The following is a 22,226-nucleotide window of genomic DNA, read 5'->3' as shown; positions in this document are numbered from 1 at the left end:
CCCTCTGGCAGAGCCATGTGCGTGCTTTGGGCGCGGGTGCTTATGGTGTCGGCACGAAATTGCTAACGTTACGCCATGAGTGCACTCGAAAATCCTCCTCATAGCAGTGTCAAACTGCCCGGTCTGCGCAGCCTGCGCTTCAGTGTGCTCGCACGTAACCTCAGCCTTATCGCATTGGTTGGCGGTGCCGCAGTGCTGGTCAACATGCAGCTGCTGTATGCCCCGCTCCAGCAAACTCATGAAGCCTTGGAGCAAGAGCAAGCACACGTGCTGCGCGCATCGTTTCAAGCCGCTTTTGAGGGGGCTCAAAACCTCAGCGTCGCATTGAATGCGGCCGTGGACAGCGTATGGGGAGAGCGCAACAGAAGCATGGCCGTGGGCCGAGCTATATTGGCGAATGCGCAACAAAGCCAAGCCATTGTAGGCGCCGCTCTGTGGGTTGATCCTCGCTATTTCAGCGCAGCCAAGCGCTGCGGTTCATCTGGCGACTGGCTTGATGTTTGCGCGCCTGACATCAATGAGCCTCTGCCTCAGCGCATCAGCTCTATTTACTGGCAATTGAGCAACACGGCGTCCGCGGAGACTTCAGAACCCGTTGGACAAGTCATGGTTTCATCGGTTGAACAAGACACCGGCATCTGGCTGCTCGCACTGCAATCTCACCGGCACCGTGGCTGCTTCTGGTCCGGCGTGTATCGCGAAACGTATCTGGACCGGGATGTCATGGCTTGCCTGATCCCGTTGCGCCGTGGTGAGCGGTTGGTCGGGGTCAGCGCGGTACTGCTTGATCCGACGCTGATGCCGGCTGCGCTCAAACAGCCCTCAACCGGCGAATTTGTACTTGTGGGCACCGATGCTCGGGTATTGGCTACCAACTTACCGGGGCTCAAGGCCGGCGTAGCGCTCACTCAGCCAAGCGGCGTTGATGCACGCCTGGCTGCTGCCGCCCAAGCACTCAAGCGCGACGCCGAACAGCGCAAGCTCCAGGCACGCAGCCTTGTTGCTGACTGGGACACGCGCATCGCCGCGCTGGCGAAGCTTGATGACAGCCTGAGCCAGGAGAAATTGGAACAAACCTTGACTGATGTCGGCTTGGCTGGCCTGGACGACAGCAACAATGTCATAGCGGGCATGCGCATCGGCGACACCACCCGGTATGAGTTGGGGGGTGGCAAAACACTGCTGATCCTTGGTGACAGCCAGGCGCAGTGGGCGGGTTTGCCGCGCAGCCTTTGGATGGCCTTGCTGGCCAGCCTTGGCCTGCTGGCATGCGCGGTGTTGCTCTACCACTTGCTGACCACGCGACTGTCGATCACACCATTGCGGCGGCTGATCCGCCAGCTTGACAGCAGCGCAGACGATACGCCGGTCGAGGTTGGTGGTAGTGCTGAGTTTGTTGTTCTAAGCCAGCTTCTGAACCTTCGGCACGCGCGTGTGCGCGAGTTGCTCAAACGTGATGCAGGTTTTCAGGCCGCTCAGCAGGCACGCTCGGCGTCACGCGATGATGATGCGGGCTGGGCGGTGGTCGATGCCTTGCCCGATGCTGTCGTGGTCGCCAATGCCGATGGGCAGATTCAATACCTGAATCGTGCCGCTGAAACACTGTGCGGTCATAACCTTGCGCAAGCGCAAAACCGCCCCTTCGATAAGACCTTCAACGTGCTCGATCGGCGTGGCAAACGTCCGCTCGGGCATTTGGCTCAAGCCGCCACGAACGTCTCTCAGCGAGATGAGCCGCCCCTGTTTGCAACCGTGCGCGACGCCCAGCAGCGCAATTGGCCCGTTGCGATCAGCCGCCGCGTGTTGCAGGCTGGCCCGGACAACAGCGCGGCGATGGTTCTGGTACTCCACGCGACCCGTCGCGGCAAAGCTACGCGTGAAGACAACAATCCGGCAGCAACTGAACGTGATGCTTTGACAGGTTGCTTGAGTCGCCTGGCCTTCGAAGCAGAGCTTCAGGCGCGTTGTGAAGCGGCCAAAACAGACAACACCACCTTCGCCCTGCTCTATCTTGATGTTGACCGGATGAGCACGCTAAACAAGACCAGCGGCAAAGCTGCAGGTGATGAATTTTTGCGTCAGCTCAGCCGGCTTATACAAAGCGATGTTGGCGAGCCCAATCCGGTTTATCGTCTACACGATGACAAATTTGCGGTCCTGCTCAACACCGCTGATCCGGCTGAGGCGCAAGTGGTCGCGGAACTGTTGCGAGCCGACATCAGCAGTTGGAAATTCGAGCACGCCGATCAGCAGCATGCGGCGAGCGTGAGTATCGGGCTGGTTCATGTCAGCGGACAAAGTGGCCGCGCAGTTGACGTGCTGCGTCAGGCCAGCGAACTGTCACAGCAGGCTCAGCAACAGGGCGGTGGACGCGTATCAGCCTCGCAAATTCAAACACGGCGTCAGCCATTGCGCGATGAACGCAGTTGGCTCGCAGCCTTAACCCAAGGGTTGGCACAGGACCGCTTCCGGCTGTCCACCCAGAAAATACAGCCCCTGCAACAGAACAACGAAGCCACACAGGCCTTTGATACCGTGTTGTCTTTTGAGGACGACGAAGGCGTTGAGCTACCCGCGGCCTCGTTTATGCCGATCGCAGCGCGACATGATCTGGTCCAGCAGCTCGATCGCTGGATGGTTGCGCGCATGCTCAATCAACTGGCGCAGGACGCCGATACGCTGGCTACGATGGCGTTTTGCAGCATCCCATTGTCCGTTCGCAGCATGCAATCGCCACATTTTCTGGATTTTCTATTTGAACATCTGAAATCCAGTGGTGTGAAACCCGACAAAATCTGCTTTGACCTCAATGAAAATGATGTTCAGGGACAAATCAGCAGCGTGCGATCGTTCTGCCACACCATGAGCCAGGTGGGGTGCCGACTCAGCCTGTCGGGTGTATCAACGCGCCCGGGCAGTTACGAGCTGATCAAACAATTGCCGGTGCAGCTGGTGCGCTTCGATCCCCTGCTGACACGCCAGATCGACACCGACGCGGTGGAGCGACTGGCCACCGAGTCCCTGCATCGCATTGTTTATACCTTGGGCAAACAAAGCATGGTGACGCAGGTTCATTCCGAGAATCTGCTCAAACTGGTGCAGAAAATTGGCATTCACTATGCACAAGGTGACGCGGTTGCTGCGGTGAGTCGCAAGCCGTTCTCTGATCAGTAAAAGTGACCTCCGGGCTATCCCCAAAGTCATAACTTTACAATTTCCTCATGTCGCACTGGATACGGTGAAATCACACTGATTCCAGGTACACGACATGACGTCACGACTGGCTGCTACGAAAGCGATTGCCATGCCTTCCAGAGCGCGAGGATTCACGCTGATGGAATCAATATTCGCCATGGTCATTGCAGCGATAACATTCACACTTGGCGTGCCGGGGCTGACCCAGACCCTGGAAACCAATCGACTTTCCAGTCAGACCAACACCTTGGTAGGCGCGCTGCGTTTGGCACGTAGCGAAGCGGTCAAGCGCGGGGCGTCTGTCTCGGTGTGCCGGGTGGCTGAGCACTCAAATGCGTGTGCCACCGATGCCGGTGGCTGGGAATCCGGCTGGCTGGTGGTAACCAGCGAAGGCACAACCCTGTTTGAGGCCCCACCACTGGAAGGCCCCAGAACGCTGACGGGTTCCTCCGGGCTTGCCACCTCAGTGGCATTCAATGCGCTCGGTGAACCGAGTGCAGCGGGTCAATTCATGCTCTGTGAGCAACGCGATCGTGGTGGCGCACGTGCGATTGACCTGAGCGTTATAGGACGCATACGCGTCACCCAGCATGCAGCCAACGCGGACGCCTGCAGCGCAGGTTAAACGTCATGATGACCCATCGCCCCTCCTCACCGAGCTTGCAGGGCGGCATGACCCTGTTGGAAGTCCTCATCACTCTGCTGGTGTTCAGCATTGGCCTGATGGGCTCCGCGTCCATGCAAGTGACCGGCTTGCGCCTGAATCAAAGCGCCCACCTGCGCACCCTGGCCGTGATACAGGCCTACGATCTGGCTGACCGCATCCGGGCCAATCAAGCCGGCGTTGCGGCCGGCGCCTACGACAGCATATCCACCACCCCCGCCAACCCGGGTTGTGCAACGAATGGATGTTCACCCGAGCAAATTGCGCAACTCGATATACACGAGTGGAATACCACCAATGCCCGCGATTTACCGCTGGGTGGCGGCTCGGTAGAACGTCAGGGCGGCGACGTTTTTCGTATCCGCGTGATGTGGAAGGACGAACGCAACGACGGACACGGCAGCGACTGTGTCGATGAAGATCTTGGAGCCTTGTCCTGCTTCACCCTTGAGTTTCAGCCATGAGCGTTGCTTGCGCGCGCCAAAACGCCGGTTTCAGCCTGGTCGAGCTGATGATCAGCATGGTGCTCGGCCTGATATTGATAGGCGGGATCCTGACCATGTATCTGAGCAGTAAGCGTACGATGCACACCACCGAGGCCAGCTCACAGATTCAGGAGACCGCACGTTTGGCCCTGGATCGCATCGGATTTGATGTGCGTATGAGCGGATTCTGGGGATGTCAGAGCCAAGCCGGCCTGCTGATCAGTGCGCTCAATGCATCGGCAACCTGGTTGGATCTGGCCGCTACGTCGATCGCCGGATCAGACAACGACGGACCCGCTGGCTCCGACAGCGTGACGTTGGTGCTGGCCAATCAGGACCCTGTTGAACTGCTTGCGCCGATGTCCTCGGCCAGCTCAGCCTTGAGCGTCAGTCCCACCAGCGGATTGGTAGAGGGTGATGTTGTGGTCGTCAATGATTGCGACAGCGTGGATGCGTTCCAGGTCGATGGCAGCAGCCCACACATCAGCGGCGCACTGCTGCATGATGCCGGTGGCGCGATGGTGCCCGGCAATGTGCGCTCGACCCTGTCCAAAGCCTATGACCAGGGCGCTGAGATCTATCGCATAGAGCAAGTGACCTGGTCATTGGGACAGGACACCGATGGCACACCCGCGCTATTGCGCAACGGCACCGTGTATGTCCGTGGGGTTGAGAACCTTCAGGTCTCTTTCGGCGTTGACAGCAATGGTGACAACAGCACTGACACCTACGTCGACGCCGACGACATCGTGAGCTGGTCGCAGGTTCTCAATATCAAGCTGGGATTACTGATTCGCAGCGAACGCGAAGTGGTTGATCAAACCCCTGCACCGATTTCCTTCTGGGGTCAGACCATGACACCTTCGGATGGTTACATGCGCCGCGCCTTTTCAGCCGTTGTCAGCATCAGGAACCGTGTCTCATGAACCGCAAAATCCCACCACGCTGCGGCAAGCCCAAGGCGCAAAAAGGTATCGCTTTGGTGGTTGGCATGATGATGCTGATCATTCTTGCAATTATCGGCATCAGCGCCATGTCCATGACCACACTGGACGAGACCATGGCCGGCAACATGCGCGACCATGAACTGGCCTTTCAAGCGGCCGAGACGGCGCTGCGTCATGCCGAAGATCAATTGGCCGTTCTGCCATTTGCCTGTGGTCACAGTGATGTCGCCCCGCCGGCAGCCGGCTACATCGACGTTACCGCGGCGGACGGCGCGATCGTGCGCATCTGGGAACGCACCGCAGCGAGCATTCCCGACCCTTGGGATGACACCAGCTGGGCCGGATCGACCGCCTACAACGGCAGCTTGAACGGTGTTGCCGAGCAGCCGAGGTACATTGTTGAGCAACTGTCGTACGACAGCGCCGACAACAGTGCGATTTACCGTGTCACGGCACGCGGCGTCGGTGCGTCGGAGATGTCGCGCAGCGTCGTGCAAAGTCACTTTCGCAAGCTCTTCCGGCCCGTGTTGAGCATCACCGGAACGCCCGGTGACGACGTCATTGCCCTGGGCGAGGGTCTGCTTGAACTAAGCCTCAATGCCGGTGTTTTGGACATTGACTTGTCCTTTCAGGGCTGGGACCCGACGGCATGCCCTGCGACCGGCGACAATATGACGGTGTACTTCAACGGCAACGGCGGTCAGGACACGTTCCTTGTTGCAGACGTTGCCGATGTCAGCCGCGCCGATATCACAGGACAAGTCCTGCGCGATGTAACCCATGACGTGCACGGGCTGCTCGAATCTCTGACCAATTTCAAAGTTGGCCGCATCGGCTTGGACAATGCGGGCAGCACGGTCATTACGATACTCAACACCGCCCTGCTCTCGCAGACCAGCATCGACAACGAGTACTGCATCAATACCAATACAACGGCGACCCCGCAAAGCATCTTGAATGGCCAGGTTGGCGCTCTGATTGGCACCATCACAGGATTACCGGTCCTGACCAGTTTGCTCAATCTGGTGACCGGCTTGACTGATCCGCTGCTTGGGCCCACCGGATTGATCCCGATTCTGCCCGAGAATGCCGCACTCATAGTTGATGGCGCGGGCAACGACAGCTACGAAATCTACAGCGATACCTCGGCCTCCACCTTCATCATTGCGGACATCGCCGGAGACGACAGCTACATGATGCGCGGTACTGGCAGCGGCTTGCTTACGGCGCCGGTAATCATTGATACCAGCGGCACCGCTGAATTTGATGTCCTCGGTGGGCCCTACCTGCCACTGGCGCTTGATCTGGGCATTCTGACCGACCTCAACGGCCTGCTTGGTAACCCCTTGATCAGCACTTTGCTTGACGTGCTTGTGGCGCCGCTCACCTGTGGTGTGCTTGACCTGGTCTGTAACACCACCAAGCTGGTTCTCGACACCTTGCTTGGCGACATACTGGCGGCGCTTGGCGGATTGTTTGCGGGTACGCCGGTGACAACCGGCGGAACGCCCGGGCCTTTCGTTGAAGGGCGCTGCGCGCCGGACTGGGATCAACGTCTGAGTTGGCGGGAGCTGCGTAGAAACTGATGCGCACGCGATTGCCCCATCAACAGATCGGTTTCAGCTTGCTTGGCGTGCTCGTCGCGGCGGTCTTGGCGGCCATACTCAGCGCGCTCGCAATCCCTTCCTATCAATCGCAGCTGGCCAAAACGCGTCGCCACACCGGGCAATCGGCCTTGCTGGTACTAGCCCACCACATGCAGCGGGTCTACACCGACCATGGCAGCTACACGCCAGACGGTGATCCACCGGATCTACCGCTGGATATCGCACAGATTAGGGATGCGCAGTTGTATTACAGCTTGGCCCTCACAGACGCGACCAGCCAGAGCTTTGTGCTGCGCGCTACACCCCGTGGACGCCAAGCCACAGATGGCATTCTAGAACTTACCAATACCGGGCAGCGGCGTTGGGATGCTGACAACAACGGCTCAATCACCAATCAGGAGCGTCACTGGTAGAGGGTGCACCTCGCGACTGGCAACAGCGCGCTGTACTCCTCGCGCTGATCCCTCAATAATGTGCGCATGACGCATTTCCTTCGCCTGCTTTTCCTTGCTCTGGTCCTGAGCGCCAGCCACGCCCAAGCTGCCGAATGGCAGTTGGATATCCTGGTCTTCGAACGCGATATGCAAGCGGCTTTTGATCCCGCTGAAACGGGCACCTACCGCGCGCTGGACTGGCCCGAAATGCTGGCGATCGACAGTGATCCCGGCGTGCCGCTCAGCGATGTCCCGATCCAGATCGTGCAATCCGCGCAATCACGCGGTGTGATCGTCCAGTCGGTGCAGAACTCCAGCTTGCAGTCGGCTGCGCGACGCCTCAATGCAACCAGCCGCTATCGGGTCCTGGCCGAGCATAGCCTGCGCATCGCGCAGAAAAGCACAACGCCGCCCTTGCGTATTCATGACGGTGAGCGTCTGCGTCTGATCGCGCGCGACAGTCGCCCGGCAGCCATGAGCAGCATGGATTACTGGCGTAGCCAGCCGGATTTGGCACCGCCGGTTGAAACCGAAACCCTGTTTGGCTGGATCCAGTTTGAGCATCAGATTCATCCCATGCTGTCGATGGATCTGAGTTACCTGCGCGTTGCGCCAGAGGCTTTTGCCGTCAACATGACGCCAGATGGGCAGCGCGAGTATTACCGCGATCAGGTCGGTCAGTACCGCCTCAAGGCAGAACGTCGCCTGCGCGATGGCAAGCTGGCCTACTTCGACCACCCGCGCATCGGCGTGCTGGCCCGCCTCACAGCCATCGGTGCACAAAACGCCGCGCAGTAACGCCTGAGCGTGACTGTCAGCTGAGCTGCAAGTCCTGGATCACACGCAGGGCTTTGTCCATGCCGATGTCGACGAATTTTTCGATTTCTGCATGGATGCTGTCGCCTGCACCAACACCGGCGGCCCAGTTCACCACCACGGCCAGACAGGCGTAAGGGATATCCAGCTCACGCGCCAGCGCGGCCTCGGGCATGCCGGTCATGCCGACGATGTCACAGCCGTCCCGGCCCATACGGCGCACTTCCGCCGCCGTTTCCAGGCGCGGCCCCTGGGTTACGCCGTGAACTGCGCTGGGCATCATCTTGATGTTCTGGCGCTTGGCGCTGTGTTGCAGGGCCTCACGCAGGCCCGCATCGTACGGCGGAGCAAATTCAATGTGGCGTAGCGGGTCCTGGGCACCCAGGCTGTAGGTGTGCTGCCGGCCCCAGGTGTAGTCGATGATGTCATCCGGCAGGACCAGCTCGCCCGGTGCCATGTGCGCGCCGATACCGCCCACAGCAGCCACGCCGATGATGTGGGTGACCCCAACCAGCTTCAATGCAAACAGGTTGGCGCGGTAGTTGATGGCATGTGGCGGAATTCTGTGGCCATGTCCGTGACGCGGCAGAAACGCGATCTTCTGCCCGTCCCGCTGGCCCAGGTGAACCGCGCCTGAGGGGCTGCCGTACTGGGTCGACAGCTTGCGCTGCTCGTCGATGACCAGGCCTTGTAGACGGTTGAGTCCAGTACCACCAATGAGTCCCAGCATTACATCGCCCTCAGGGCTGCGATATACGGCAGCTGACGATAGTAGTTGCGATAGTCCATGCCGCAGCCGATCAGATAACGGTCAGGCAGCTTAACCCCGACATAGGTTGCGCGCTGCTTGGGGTCACGCCGATCATGCTGTTTTTCGACCAGCACGGCAGTCGACACTGAGGCCGGCCGCTGTTGCTCCAGACAGGCCAGAATGTGCGTCAGGGTGTGACCCTCATCGAGGATGTCATCCACCACCAGCACATGCCGGTCTTCCAGGCTGACGCTGGGGCTGACCTTCCACACCAGCTCACCGCCGCTGGTTTCGCCGCGGTAGCGACTGGCCTGCAGGTAATCCAGCTCGAACGGGAAACGTAGCCGTTTGGTGATTTCCGAGGTCACATACATGCCGCCGAGCATGACGCATAGAATCACCGGGTCGCGATCATACAAATCGTCATGAATAGCCTGCGCCATGGCGTCGCAACAGGCTTTGACCTCCCCTTCATCGACCAGAATGTCGGCATGCTCCAGGGTGTTTTCCGCCTGGTGGAGGAAATCATTCATTGCTCGCAGCCTCGGGGTTTTCCGGAATCATGTGCAGGGTTCGTGTGGGGAACGCAAACTCAGCACCATGACGGGTAACGATGTCGTGCACATCCATCAGAACGGCGTGCTTGACCTCATGATATTCCACCCAGTTCGTGGTCTTGGTCAGGCAGTAGATGAAGAAATCCAGCGAGCTGGCGCCATAGGCGTTGAAGTTGGCGATGATGGTCTGATTCTGATCGATCGCATCATGGCCCTTCAGGTAGGCACGCACATCCTCAACGATCTTGTTCATGCGGGTGGCGTCGGCATAGCGGATGCCGATGGTTTCGTTGATGCGCCGGTTGGTCATACGCGATGGGTTTTCCACCACGATACTGGTGAACAAGGAATTCGGCACATAAATCGGTCGTTTGTCGAAACGCCGGATACGCGTGCTTCGCCAGCCGATGTTTTCGACCGTGCCTTCGATATCCACGGTCGGTGAGCGGATCCAGTCGCCAACGGAAAAGGGTCGGTCCATGTACACGGTCAGGCCGCCGAACAGATTGGCAAGCATGTCCTTGGCAGCAAAACCCACTGCGATACCGCCGATGCCGCCGAAGGCCAGTACGCCGGAAATCGAGAAGCCCAGCGTTTGCAGCACCACCAGCACGCCAGTGATGATGACGCTAAGGCGGATCAGTTTGGCCATGGCCTCGACCGTTGTGCGGTCGATGGTTTCACCACGCATCTGGGCGCGAATCAGCACCGCCGATTCAACCTTCTTGATCAGGCGCACCAGAAACCAGGCAAATGTGCCAATTACAGCAACCCGGCGCGCCGGATCAATGTAGGCAAAAATGGTGTCGTCGCTCAGGGGTTCGACCAAATCGGCTGCAATCCCGATGCCGATAATCCAGATCAAGAAGCGCAACGGCGGGTTGATCGCATCGTATAACGCGTCGTCCCAGATGGTTTCGCTGTCGCGCACTTTCTTGTGCAGACGCACCAGCACCAGCCGCACCAGCAGATTGATGGTGACGACGATGAAGACCACGGTGAAGACACGGTAAATCCAGTGGCTGGTCTGGTAAAACTCGATGATGTCCTGAATCAAAATTCAACCTTTACATTCATATTGTCCTGCAGGACATTGAAATAATGTGAGTAATCAGGGCTTGCTCGCAGCGCATCCAGCCCCCGATACGAACGCGGTCGGCGCAAGGCGTCAAGCCGTGCCTGACTCTCAGGATCAGGGCTCAAACCGGCCTCGCTTAAGACCTGCGCCACGTCCTGCGGGCGATTGCACAGCGGAATCATGTCGCAGCCGGCGTTGAGCGCCAAGCACGTGCGCGCCACCGCATCCCCGTAGTCGGCCAGTCCGCCCATGCTCAGGTCATCACTGAACACGGCGCCGGTAAAGCACAGGCGACGGCGCAGCACCTCACCAATCCACCAGGCGCTGATGCTGGCCGGATGGGCGTCGATGGCGCTGTACAGCACATGCGCGACCATGACCGATGGCAAGCCAGCCTGTATCGCCGCGCGGTAGGGCTGAAGATCGCAAGCATCGAGTTCGGCGTAGCTGCGCATATCCACCGGTAGCTCGACGTGTGAATCCGGCGTCACATAGCCATGCCCGGGAAAATGTTTACCGGTACAGGCCATGCCGGCGCGTTCAAAACCGTCGCTGAAGGCCTGTGTCAGGGCGATCACTGCGTTCGGGTCGGTGGCGAACGCGCGATTGCCGATCACCTGAGAGACTCCGCCGCAGATGTCCAGCACCGGTGCGAAAGCCAGGTCGACGTCGACCGCGCGCAATTCCGCTGCCAGGATCCAGCCAAAGGCCAATGAGCAATCCACCGCGACATGTGGATCGCGTGCATACAGCTGGCCAAGATCGGCCGCGGCGGGCAACTGCACGAAACCATCCCGAAAACGCTGTACACGACCACCTTCGGTATCGGCGGCAATCAGCAACTCGGCCCGTTGCTCACGGATGCTCGCAGTCAACGCGGCGAGCTGGGCCGGATTTTGGTAGTTGCGGGTAAACAGGATCACGCCGCCGACGGCCGGATGCTGGAGCTGCTGCGCCTCGTGCGGCTGCAGCACCGGCCCCTCCAGGTCCATCATGATCGGGCCGAGCATGCGTTTATTCATGAATATCCACCGCGCAGCCCGCCTCAACCCGGTTAAACAGGGCTATCACGTCATCGTTGGCCATACGAATACAGCCGTGCGACACCGGCTGGCCGAGCAGCGCTTCGTCGGCGGTGCCGTGGATGTAGATGAAGCGTGACTGGGTGTCGACCTGCGCGTAACGGTTGATGCCGGGTTCAAGACCACCCAGCCACAGTATGCGGCTGAGGATCCAGTCGCGCTCGGGGTGCTGCTCTGCCAGCTCGGTGCTGAATATTTCACCGGTCCAGCGCCGCCCGACAAACACCGCCCCGGCAGGCGCCTCGCGGCCGATACATGCGCGCACCCGATGCCGCCCGCGCGGCGTGCAACCGCTGCCGTGGGTCTCACCGGGACCGTTGAGTGCACTGGATATCGGATAAGCGGCGAGCAACTGACCATCGTGATCATGCAGGCTCAGGCGCTGCGCGCTCAGATCGATATCCAGTCGCATCAGCTACGCCGTTCAAACAGGGCAATCGACTCGACATGACCGGTGTGCGGGAACATGTCCATCACACCGGCCTCGCTGCAGCGGTATCCGGCATTGACAATGATGCCGGCATCACGCGCCAGGCTGGCCGGATGGCAGGATACGTAGACGATGCGTTGCGGCTTTTTGGCCAGCAGTTCGGGCAGGATCTGCTCAGCACCGGCACGGGGCGGATCGAGCAGCACCTTGTTGAAGCCGGACTGCAACCACGGTGCGCCCTGCTGCGGCTGGAACAGGTCGGCCACGTGATACTCGGCATCCAGGCCTTGGCGGTTTGCGTTGGCCCGACCGCGTTCAACCAGGCCGTCGTCGCCCTCCACCGCAATCACCCGAGCACCCGCTCTTGCCATCGGCAGGGTGAAGTTGCCGAGTCCGGCAAACAGCTCCAGCACGCGGTCCTCCGGCTGCAGATCCAGCAGCGCCAGGGCATGCGGAATCATGCGTTGATTGAGTTCGGCGTTGACCTGGACGAAATCGATCGGGGTGAACTCCAGATCGACCTCGTACTGCGGCAGCGCATAGCGCAAGACCGGGGCATCGTCTTCCAGCGCATGCACGCTGTCCAGGCCGCCGGGCTGCAGGTAAATCCACAGGCCGGTGTCGCGTCCGTAATGGCGCAGACGCTCGACATCATCGTTGCTGAGCGCCTCGAGATGACGAAAGACCAGGCAGACATGCTGATCGCCCATGGCCACTTCGATCTGCGGAATGCTCTCGCGCGCATCCATGCCGGCGATCAGCGTGGCCAGTTCCTCCAGGCGATGGCCAACCCGCGGGTCGAGCACTTCGCAGCGCTGTATGTCTGCCACATAGGGCTTGCCACGTTCGCGAAAGCCGACCAGAACGCGTTCTTTCTTATGCACATACTTGACCGCCAGACGCGCCCGGCGGCGATAACCCCAGTGCGGCCCGGTCAGTGGCTCCAGCCAGCGTTTGGGGCTGACCTGGCCGATGCGGCTGAACACATCGGCCAGATGCTTCTGCTTGAACGCCAACTGGCTCTGCGGGGCCAGATGCTGCAACACGCAGCCGCCGCAAACGCCGAAATGTGCGCACTGCGGTTCAACCCGGTCGGCATGGCGGCTGTGCAGCTCCAGCAGCTCGCCTTCATCAAAGCTGCGCTTGCGGCGCATGGCGCGGTAGGTGATCGCCTCTCCCGGCAGCACGTCGGGGACAAAAACCGTCTTTCCCTCGTGGCGCAGAACCCCGCGCCCATCGTGGGTCAGGTCCAGCACTTCACCCTGCCGCGGTTCGCGGTTGACCTTTTTTCGGCTCATAGTCTGGAACGGCTCAGGCGGGGAAAACGCCGGTGGAAATGTAGCGGTCACCGCGGTCGCAGACGATGCTGACAATCACCGCATCACGTTCCTCGGCAGCAATCTGCAGGGCGCAATGCATGGCGCCCCCCGAGGACACGCCGGCAAAAATACCTTCCTGTTCGGCCAACGCGCGCATGCACTGTTCGGCATCGTCCTGGGTCACTTCCATGACCCGATCGACACGCTGGGCGTCGTAAATCTTCGGCAGATAGGCTTGAGGCCAGCGCCGTATGCCCGGAATCGAGGATTCACCTTCAGGCTGAACGCCGATGATCTGGATATCCGGGTTCTGTTCTTTGAGAAAGCGTGAGCACCCCATGATCGTGCCCGTGGTGCCCATAGACGACACGAAGTGGGTGATCCGGCCTTCGGTTTCGCGCCAGATTTCCGGCCCGGTGCCCTCGTAATGGGCCAGCGGATTGTCGGCATTGGCGAACTGATCGAGCACCCGCCCTTCCCCGCGCGCCTGCATTGCCAGAGCCAGATCTCGCGCACCTTCCATGCCGTCCTGTTTGCTGACCAGGATGAGCTCGGCACCGAAGGCCTTCATGCTGGCGCGGCGCTCGGCGGACAGGTGCTCCGGCATGATCAGAGTCATGCGATAGCCCTTCATGGCCGCGACCATGGCCAAAGCAATCCCTGTGTTGCCACTGGTGGCTTCGATTAGCCGATCTCCGGGGCGTATGTCGCCACGCTGTTCGGCGCGCTGGATCATCGACAGGGCCGGTCGGTCCTTTACCGAGCCGGCTGGGTTATTGCCTTCCAGCTTGGCCAGCAGCGTATTGCCAGCCGCGCGGGATGCGTCGGGCATCAACCGCTGAAGGCGAACCAGCGGTGTGTTGCCAACGAATTGTTCGAGAGTCTTTTGCATGCCCGAATTCTACAGGCTCAGGCGTTGAAGCTCTCCCATTGCGATAGTCAGCGCAGCGAAATCAGGCTGACCGAGCGCGTTGAGCTCAGCCAGACGCGTGGCGGTAAATTCCAGCTGTTGTGCGGCTTGCGTCTGCCACGCATCGACCCGCGCAGTTGCGCAATCGCCCTCACATTGCAGTGCGCGGGCAACAACCTGGCGATGCTGCACATAGACGTCTTCGCGCAGATTGTTCCGCGCCAAGGCCTGCCAGCGATTCTCGGCGTCCAGCTGGTTGATCGACGCAAGCAACCAGGGCAGCGACAGCATCGCACCCACTCGAAAATACTCGCGTGCCACATCGGCTGTGGCAAAGCCGCATTGTTCGCTCAGAATGGCAACGTCAAGCGCCGATCCGATGATGCTGTGATTGGCGAATTGTGCGGCCAGCTCATCGCTGGCACCGCGCTCAACCATGGTCTGCTGTGTGCGCGTGTGTTGCTGTGTGTACTCCTGGGGCAAGACACTATGAAGCGCGGTCTCCAGCGCCTCCACGGTTGGCCGGTAGCGCGCCACCATGTCATCCAGACCGGCCTGGGCCGGCGCGTTGCGCAATAGCCATTGGCTGGCGTGCTTAAGCAGGCCGACAATGCGTTCGATTAAATCGTACTGCACTTCAGTGCCAAGCTCGCCATCGGTGGCCTCAACCGCTGCAAAACGGCTCTCCGAAGCGAAAATGTCGCGTGCGGCAAGATACATACGTGCCGCCCGATCCGCGCCGACCCCTCTGTCTTCGGCCAAACGGCGGGCGAACGTGGCCCCCATGCGGTTGACGGTCTGATTGGTGACCAGGGTGGCGATGATTTCGCGGCGCAAGCGATGTTGGCACAGCGCTGTCTGATACTGGCTGCGCATGGCCTGGGGGAAATATTCAAGCAGGTCACGCTCAAGCCGCGGATCGTCCGGCAAACTGCTTTCCAGAATCTGCTCGTACAGGCCGATTTTGCTGTACGAGACCAATACGGCCTGCTCTGGCAGCGTCAGGCCTTGCTGGGCGGCGCGCCGCTGCGCCAGCGTTTCGTCGTCGGGCAAAAATTCGATGGCGCGGTCAAGCAGCTGGTCACGTTCGAGCAAGCGCATGAAGTTGCTGTGCTCATCCATGCGCAATGCGGCGCGCCGTTGCATCAACGCCAGGGCCTGGGTCTGCAGGTAGGAATCGCGCAAAACGCCGTTCGCAACGTCCTGAGTCATGCTCTCAAGCAAGGCATTTCGCGGACCGACGGCCAGACTTTCCTCGGCCATCAGTTTGTTCAACGGAATTTTGATATTGACTTCACGGTCCGAAGAATTGACGCCGCCGGCGTTGTCATTGAAATCTGTGATGACGCGGCCGCCATGCAGCGCGAATTCGATACGCCCGAGTTGGGTCATGCCCAGATTGCCGCCCTCGCCAACAATTTTGCAGCGCAATTCCTGGCCGTTTACGCGCAGCCCATCGTTGGCGCGATCGCCGACATCTTGATGGCTTTCCTGGCGGGCCTTGACGTAGGTGCCGATGCCGCCATTCCAGAGCAGGTCAACCGGTGCCTGCAGGATTTCGTGGATCAGCGCGGTTGGCGTCAGTCGCGTATGCGAGATACCCAGGGCTTGTCGCGCTTGTGGTGATAACTCAATGTGTTTGGCGGAGCGCTCGAAAACACCGCCGCCGGCAGATATCAACTCACTGCGGTAGTCGCTCCAGCTCGAGCGCGGCAGCTCAAACAGCCTTTTGCGCTCATCGAAGCTGCGCGAAGCGTCTGGGTCAGGGTCAATGAAAATGTGCAGGTGATTGAAGGCGGCGATCAGTCGTGTGTGGGGCGACAACAACATTCCGTTGCCGAAAACATCGCCCGCCATATCGCCGATGCCTACACAGGTAAAATCTTCGCGTTGGCAGTCGCGCCCCAGCTCGCGGAAATGGCGCTTGACCGACTCCCATGCGCCGCGTGCGGTAATCCCCATTTTCTTGTGGTCATATCCGGCAGAACCACCTGAGGCGAACGCATCGCCAAGCCAGAAGCCGTATTCGGCCGACACCCCGTTGGCGATATCTGAGAAACTGGCGGTGCCCTTGTCCGCGGCAACAACCAGATAAGGGTCATCGTCATCCTGACGGACCACATCAACGGGCGCACTGATATGGCCGTCGACCAGGTTGTCCGTAATATCCAGCAAGCCCCGGATAAAGGTTTTGTAGCAGGCGATACCGGCCTTTTGAATCGCGTCGCGATCGAGGCCGGCCAGCGTCTGCTTAACCACAAAGCCACCTTTGGCACCGACCGGCACAATCACCGCGTTCTTAACCATCTGCGCCTTGACCAGGCCAAGCACTTCGGTCCGGAAATCCTGGCGCCGGTCTGACCAGCGTAAGCCACCACGCGCCACCTTGCCGCCGCGCAGATGAATACCTTCCACCTGCGGCGAATAGACAAAGGTTTCAAACATCGGTCGCGGTCGTGGCAACTCATCGATCTGACGCGGGTCCAGTTTGAAGCTGATGTAAGGCTTGGGCTTGCCCTGGTCGGTGCGCTGGAAGAAGTTGGTTCGCAAGCACGCCGAAATCACGCTGAGGTAAGCGCGTAGAACGCGATCTACATCCAGGCTGCTGATGGCATCCAGCGCGTTGTAGAGTTCACCGCTGAGCTTTTCAACCTCGCTGTCGCGGGCCTGTGGCGCCCGATGCGGGTCAAAGCTGGCCTCAAACAGTTGAACCAGCTTGGCGGTAATGTCGGCATGGCTGACCAGAATGCTTTCGATATAGCTCTGGCTATAGGGCCAGGCTGTCTGCAATAGGTATTTGCACAAGGCCCGCACAAACGCGGCTTGGCGTCCGGTCAAACCGGCATTGAGAATCAGTGCATTGAAGCCATCATCTTCCAGCTCACCGTTCAATGTCCGCATGTAAGCGTCTTCAAACAAAGTGCGCATGCGCTCCGTAGGCAACGCGCACACGCCCGTTTGTATCAGATCGAACTCCTGCACCCACAGGCTTGCCGCGCCGGAAGCACCAATTTCATAGGGGCGTTGGGTGACCACGGTGAGGCCGAAATTCTCCAGCGTCGGCAGCACAGCAGACAAGCTGGCCGGCGCCTCATAGGCATACAACTTGAGGCGCAAATCGCACTCGCCGTGGTGCTTGTCGAGCAGCCGTACGAGCTGTGTCTCGTCTGTATTGAGGCGGTTTAGGTATTGCAGATCGGTAGCGGCCTCGAGTGCGGCAACGTTTTCCCGATAACTCAGCGGGAAGGCACCACGAAAGCGGTCAGCCAGCCTGCGCGCATCGCTGTCAGGAAGAATCGCAGCAAGATAATTTCGCAGGCTGTCATCCCATGAGCGGGTGGCTTCTTGCAGCCGCAGCTCCATTTCCTCGCAGGTGAGCTGCGCGTCGGCACCGCTCTCGCTACGCACAATAAATTGCACCCGTGCCAGCGCATCACGCTGCAAGGTGACGTGGTATTCCAGGTCACGACCGTTTAACCATTGCTGCAGCAGGCGCGCCATACGCTCGCGCACTTCGGCGTTGTACTGATCACGCTGCAGATACACCAGGCATGAGAAGAAACGACGGTAGCGATCGCGCCGTACGAACAGCCGAAGGCGTTGCGTTTCGCGCAGCGCGCGCACCCCCAGGGCAAGTTCCAGCAACTCTTCCTCGCTGCTCTGAAAAAGCTCGTCGGTGGGCAGCCCATTGAGCACTTCCTGCAACTGTTTGTGGGCATGACTGCCGGGACGCGACTGGGCCTGCTGCATCACCCAATCGATCTTGCGCCGAAGCACCGGAATGTTTTTTGGCAGGGAGTTGTAGACCTCGGTCGAAAACAAGCCGATGAAGCGGCAGGTACCCACGACCTCACCTTGCGGCCCAAACCGCTTGACCGAGATGGCGTCGAGATATTCATCGTGATGAATGTGCGAGCGTACGTCGGCCTTGGTGATAATCACCGGGCGCCGTGAGCCGGCGTACTTATCCAGTTCAGAGGCCGGCGCAATCCAGTCAAACTCATCACCGCGATCGCGATAAAGCCCCAGCCCGGCCTCGGCAACCGGCTCAAATCGGGCGTTTTCGCCCTCGCCTACCACACGCGCCTCGCTATAGCCGAGAAAGGTGTAGTGGTCCAGGTCCAGCCAGCGCAGCAACTCGGCGACCTCAACGATATCTTCGCTGGCCATGCCGGGCGGCACTGTCGACAACTCGTCTACGCGCTCGGCCAGCTTTTCGCGCATCGGCAAATAATCGGCCACTGCGGTATGTAAATCGTGCAGGACCTCGGCAACGCGTTGCTCCAGAGCACGGAACTCCGCCTCATCAACCAAACCATCAAAATGGATATGGATCAGTGATTCCATATCCGGCCCATCGTGCAAGGACGTTCCAACCCCCTGCATGTGCCCGTCAGCATCGCGCTGTACCACCAGCACTGGATGAATCAGCCAGCGGATAACACCTCCTGCCGCGCGCACCGCCATGGCGATGGTGTCGACCAGAAAGGGACAATCGCGCACGGTCGTCTCGAGCACGCACGCATCGACGCCGTGATCCGGGTTATCACGCCCGGCGCGAAACACGCGCACCAGGTCTTGGTCGGGGGCGCGCTGCTGGCTGAAGCGATAGTGACCAATGGCCACGGCGTAAAGCACTGGTGGATGCAATCCAGCCAGGACTTCGTCGGGAACCGATTCGAAATAACTGCGAACAAAGCCTATGACCTGCTCGCGCTCATCGCCGTTGTGACGGCTGGCTGCGATGGATTCCACCTGCGCCATGCGCAGGTCGTGGTCGGTCTGATTGATGCGGTTCAACGCGGTCCCTCCGTTGCGGACAATCCGGGACTGCGCTTTCCGCGCTGGTTACAACCCGGAGCCTGAGGGCAGCCTATAGGACGTCACCCACGCGAACAACCGTGATGTTTTTTCGCTTGTCAGACCCGGTGTTAGCGCCCCGCCACAGCGCGGTCGAGTCGATCCTGTTGCGCTTCCGGATCGGCCGACTGGAATGCTGAAAGTGACATGCAGGTGCGGTAAATGCGCCGCAACGTCGGGTACTCACTGAGATCCAGATCGTTCTGACGTGCGTTGCTGATCTGCGGCACCAGGCACACATCGGCCAGGGTCGGTTTGTCGCCATGGCAGTAGGCGCCGGGCTCCAGATGCTTGTGCAGTAACGATTCCAGCGCCTCGAACCCTTTGTGCATCCAGTGCTCGTACCAATCACGCCGGGCCTGCTTGTCGATGCCCATCACATCGCGCTGATAGTAGTAGGTGCGCAGGATGTTGAACGGCTGCATGTCGGCCACCATGACCTGACAGAACGAGCGCACCCGGGCACGATCAAACGTGTCTTTCGGAAGCAGCGGACGTTCCGGGTAGTACTCTTCCAGGAACTCGAGGATGGCCGCAGACTGGGTGATGGTGAGCTGATCATTCACCACCAGAGCCGGCACCAGACCCTGCGGGTTGTGGCGCAGATAAGTTTCGCTGTGCTGCTCGCCGATGTCTTCGTCAATGTAGACCGAGTTGTACGGTACGGCTTTGTAATTCAGGGCGATTCGCACGCGGTGGGCGGAAACGCTGCGGTAATAGGTAAACAGCTGCAACATAGTCAGGGCCTGTTAGCACTCAATTCCAAGGCGGGCGGCGCCCAATGCGCCACTCGCGTCGCCGTGAACGGCAGGGACCAGCGGGGTCTGCACCTGGTCTGCGAAAACCCATCGCGACCACAGTGCAGGCACGTCATGATACAGCGTGCGGACCTGCGACAAACCACCCGCCAGCACGATGATCTGCGGATCTAGCAGATTGATGACCGCGGCCAGCGCTCGCGCCAGACGATGGCTGTACGCCTCCAGCGATGCGCGCGCTATGGCGTCCCCCTGCTCGGCTTGCGCCACTATGGCCCGCGCATCCCCGGCGATGCCTCCCGCGTTTGCGTGAAGCAACGACAGAGCGGGCCCTGACAACCAGGTTTCCAGACAACCGTGTTGACCACACCAGCACGCTGTGCCTGGCAGTTCTTGCTTTGTAACCCAGGGCAACGGGTTGTGGCCCCATTCGCCACCAAGGCCATTGAACCCCTGCTGCAATTGGCCATTGGCGACCACTGCGCCGCCCACACCCGTGCCTAAAATGACCAGAAACGCAGACTGCAATCCACGCGCTGCGCCATCGTAGAGCTCAGACAAGGCCAGACAGTTGGCGTCATTGGCCAGCGCGAGCGGCCGATCAAGTCGCGCCTCCAGATCTTGTTTGAGCGCGCGTCCATTCAGGCACACTGAGTTGGCGTTGCGCAGCAGGCCGCTGTGCGGGTCAATCGAGCCTGGGTGCCCCAGCCCCAAAGGCAGCGCACGTTGCCCGGTCTGTTGTTCCAGCGCGTCCACAAGCGCGCTGACGGCATCAAGGGTGGCCGCATAGTTGCCTTGCGGCGTGGCCACCCGCAGGCGCGCAACCACCTGGTTTCCGTTGAGCACGACCCCCTCAATCTTGGTGCCGCCCAGATCGACTCCAATACGCACGATTTAGCGGTGCTGCTGAGTCGCAAAGCGCTTCAGGGCCGAGGTCGTGAAATGGCTTGGCGGCGCAACATGGTTGTAGCTCATCGGCGTACGCTCTTCATTCTGCATGTTGAGCATCACGTAACGACGAGACTGCAGGTCAAAGTGGGCTTGCAACGAGTTGTCCGGAAGAGGAATTTGCGGATATTGCAGCGCGAATGCCATTGACGTGCGCCAGAACTCACCGCGCTGGTCATACATGTCGGCGAGCAGAATCAGCCAACTGTCCTCGTCCAGATACATCACACGCTTGCTGTAAACATGTGAGACATCGTCTTTGATGGTGGCTTCCAGGACCCAGGTGCGGTGCAGTTCATAACGCAGCAAATCCGGGTTGGGATGGCCTTTGTGCACGATATCGGCGTACTTCACATCGGGGCTGTGCAGCGCGTAATTGTTATACGGCACCAGCACGGCTTTTTTGCCGATCAGCTTGAAGTTGTAGCGGTCCAGCGGACCGTTGAACATGTCGACCTGATCATGCGTAATCAAGCCATCCTGTGCCGGGTTGTCGTACCCCACCTCGGCAATGCGGCGGACTTTGCGCGTACCTGGGTTGTAAGACCATATCTGTATGTCGTCGGCTTCGCGGTCCATTGGCACATGCAGCAATACGGTGTCGCCAGCTTTGTTCGCCGGAGCAACCACTTTGCGCAGGATCATGGCCAGGTCGTTGTCCCAATCCCCCAACGCGATATCGGGGTTACCGTACTGTATGACGGCCTCCAGATAGGCGCGTTCGACCACATAGGAACCACTGGATGTGGTCGCCGCACTGTTGGTGAATCCGCGAAACCCGGTTGTGCGGTAGCGTGCCATATGGTTCCAGATCAACTCCTGCCCCGATGCAGGTATCGGAAAGGGGAAGCCATGCGCGGTTCCGGTAAAGCCATTGCCGCCTGGTTTAAGTTCGACCGCCGTGGCATTCGCCTGTGTCGCCTGGGCGACATGCTCAGGCACGGCCGCGCTGCGGCGTGTGGGATACACCCGCATACGAAATGTCGTGGGATAGTTTTTCAGCAGCGCCTGCTGCCCCACGCTGAGGATGTCCGCGTATTGCCCGGCGTTGCTGCTGTCGATCACTAGCAGCGGTTCATCGGCGGCATAGGGGTCAGCCGGGACCTGCGCCGTATTCGAATCGTTGGGCTTGCTGAAGCCCCCGGCGTAGGCCGGAATCGACAAACCATGCGGCGTAGCGGGCGCAGCGGCTTTTTCAGCGCCGATCCGGGTCAGATCCTGGCCAAGACGAGCAGCTTGTTCCGCTGAAACCTTGGAGTACGCCGGCGTCGCCAAAACCACCAGCACGGCAAAAATGCATTTTTTCACGTCTCTTCCTTGATCTTGTGCAGCAAGCAATGCTTGGAGACGCAGTATAACGGTGCGTTGCCGCGTCTCCGCAGGCA

At 59.9% G+C, this 22,226-nt stretch carries 18 protein-coding genes; 7 read left to right on the top strand and 11 right to left on the bottom strand.

Annotation, left to right across the window (positions count from 1 at the left end; translation table 11 throughout):
• Positions 1-75: 75 nt before the first annotated feature.
• The 7 genes from ATO7_RS12745 to ATO7_RS12715 all read left to right on the top strand — a co-directional run bounded on the left by ATO7_RS12745 (position 76) and on the right by ATO7_RS12715 (position 8,130).
• Positions 76-3,174, top strand: coding sequence for an EAL domain-containing protein (locus ATO7_RS12745; protein WP_083562264.1), 3,099 nt, complete (start codon positions 76-78; stop codon positions 3,172-3,174).
• Positions 3,175-3,268: 94 nt separating this feature from the next.
• A complete protein-coding gene (locus ATO7_RS12740; protein WP_083562262.1) occupies positions 3,269-3,820 on the top strand; it encodes a GspH/FimT family pseudopilin in 552 nt (183 codons plus the stop codon).
• Between the two features lie 5 nt (positions 3,821-3,825).
• A complete protein-coding gene (gene pilV / locus ATO7_RS12735; protein ID WP_083562260.1) occupies positions 3,826-4,323 on the top strand; it encodes a type IV pilus modification protein PilV in 498 nt (165 codons plus the stop codon).
• Positions 4,320-5,270, top strand: coding sequence for a PilW family protein (locus tag ATO7_RS12730; RefSeq protein WP_083562258.1), 951 nt, complete (start codon positions 4,320-4,322; stop codon positions 5,268-5,270). Before pilV ends, ATO7_RS12730 begins: the two co-directional genes overlap by 4 nt.
• Positions 5,267-6,877, top strand: coding sequence for a pilus assembly PilX family protein (locus ATO7_RS12725; RefSeq protein ID WP_083562256.1), 1,611 nt, complete (start codon positions 5,267-5,269; stop codon positions 6,875-6,877). The genes ATO7_RS12730 and ATO7_RS12725 overlap by 4 nt, the downstream gene beginning before the upstream one ends.
• Positions 6,877-7,311: a type IV pilin protein gene (locus tag ATO7_RS12720; RefSeq protein ID WP_083562254.1), complete on the top strand. Its 435-nt coding sequence runs from the start codon at positions 6,877-6,879 to the stop codon at positions 7,309-7,311. Before ATO7_RS12725 ends, ATO7_RS12720 begins: the two co-directional genes overlap by 1 nt.
• Before the next feature lie 66 nt (positions 7,312-7,377).
• The gene (locus ATO7_RS12715) at positions 7,378-8,130 is read left to right on the top strand and encodes a CsiV family protein (RefSeq protein WP_083562252.1); all 753 of its coding nucleotides are present in this window, start codon (positions 7,378-7,380) and stop codon (positions 8,128-8,130) included.
• Positions 8,131-8,146: 16 nt separating this feature from the next.
• Here ATO7_RS12715 and ATO7_RS12710 read toward each other — a convergent pair whose 3' ends face one another.
• From ATO7_RS12710 to ATO7_RS12660, 11 genes are all read right to left on the bottom strand, one after another.
• Complete coding sequence (locus tag ATO7_RS12710) at positions 8,147-8,878, bottom strand: S-methyl-5'-thioinosine phosphorylase (RefSeq protein WP_083562250.1); 732 nt, start codon at positions 8,876-8,878, stop codon at positions 8,147-8,149.
• Positions 8,878-9,432 (bottom strand): hypoxanthine-guanine phosphoribosyltransferase, encoded by a 555-nt coding sequence (locus ATO7_RS12705; protein WP_083562247.1) that lies wholly within the window; start codon positions 9,430-9,432, stop codon positions 8,878-8,880. The genes ATO7_RS12710 and ATO7_RS12705 overlap by 1 nt, the downstream gene beginning before the upstream one ends.
• Positions 9,425-10,513 (bottom strand): mechanosensitive ion channel family protein, encoded by a 1,089-nt coding sequence (locus ATO7_RS12700; protein ID WP_206044920.1) that lies wholly within the window; start codon positions 10,511-10,513, stop codon positions 9,425-9,427. The genes ATO7_RS12705 and ATO7_RS12700 overlap by 8 nt, the downstream gene beginning before the upstream one ends.
• The gene (gene nagZ, locus ATO7_RS12695) at positions 10,510-11,556 is read right to left on the bottom strand and encodes a beta-N-acetylhexosaminidase (RefSeq protein WP_083562245.1); all 1,047 of its coding nucleotides are present in this window, start codon (positions 11,554-11,556) and stop codon (positions 10,510-10,512) included. Before nagZ ends, ATO7_RS12700 begins: the two co-directional genes overlap by 4 nt.
• A complete protein-coding gene (locus ATO7_RS12690) occupies positions 11,549-12,028 on the bottom strand; it encodes a L,D-transpeptidase (RefSeq protein WP_083562243.1) in 480 nt (159 codons plus the stop codon). Before ATO7_RS12690 ends, nagZ begins: the two co-directional genes overlap by 8 nt.
• Positions 12,028-13,344: a 23S rRNA (uracil(1939)-C(5))-methyltransferase RlmD gene (gene rlmD, locus ATO7_RS12685; protein ID WP_083562242.1), complete on the bottom strand. Its 1,317-nt coding sequence runs from the start codon at positions 13,342-13,344 to the stop codon at positions 12,028-12,030. The genes ATO7_RS12690 and rlmD overlap by 1 nt, the downstream gene beginning before the upstream one ends.
• 13 nt (positions 13,345-13,357) lie before the next feature.
• A complete protein-coding gene (gene cysM, locus ATO7_RS12680) occupies positions 13,358-14,257 on the bottom strand; it encodes a cysteine synthase CysM (RefSeq protein ID WP_083562240.1) in 900 nt (299 codons plus the stop codon).
• A gap of 9 nt (positions 14,258-14,266) precedes the next feature.
• Positions 14,267-19,075, bottom strand: coding sequence for an NAD-glutamate dehydrogenase (locus ATO7_RS12675; RefSeq protein ID WP_146680337.1), 4,809 nt, complete (start codon positions 19,073-19,075; stop codon positions 14,267-14,269).
• Between the two features lie 131 nt (positions 19,076-19,206).
• Positions 19,207-19,872, bottom strand: coding sequence for a maleylacetoacetate isomerase (gene maiA, locus ATO7_RS12670; RefSeq protein ID WP_206044919.1), 666 nt, complete (start codon positions 19,870-19,872; stop codon positions 19,207-19,209).
• A 12-nt stretch (positions 19,873-19,884) separates the two neighbouring features.
• A complete protein-coding gene (locus tag ATO7_RS12665) occupies positions 19,885-20,784 on the bottom strand; it encodes an ROK family protein (RefSeq protein WP_169712864.1) in 900 nt (299 codons plus the stop codon).
• A gap of 3 nt (positions 20,785-20,787) precedes the next feature.
• Positions 20,788-22,149, bottom strand: coding sequence for a DUF1329 domain-containing protein (locus ATO7_RS12660; protein WP_206044918.1), 1,362 nt, complete (start codon positions 22,147-22,149; stop codon positions 20,788-20,790).
• Positions 22,150-22,226: the final 77 nt, after the last annotated feature.

Source organism: Oceanococcus atlanticus (assembly GCF_002088235.1).
GTDB classification, from domain to species: domain Bacteria; phylum Pseudomonadota; class Gammaproteobacteria; order Nevskiales; family Oceanococcaceae; genus Oceanococcus; species Oceanococcus atlanticus.
The sequence above is the reverse complement of the archived record's forward strand: the minus strand, read 5'-3'. Positions and strand labels throughout refer to the sequence as shown.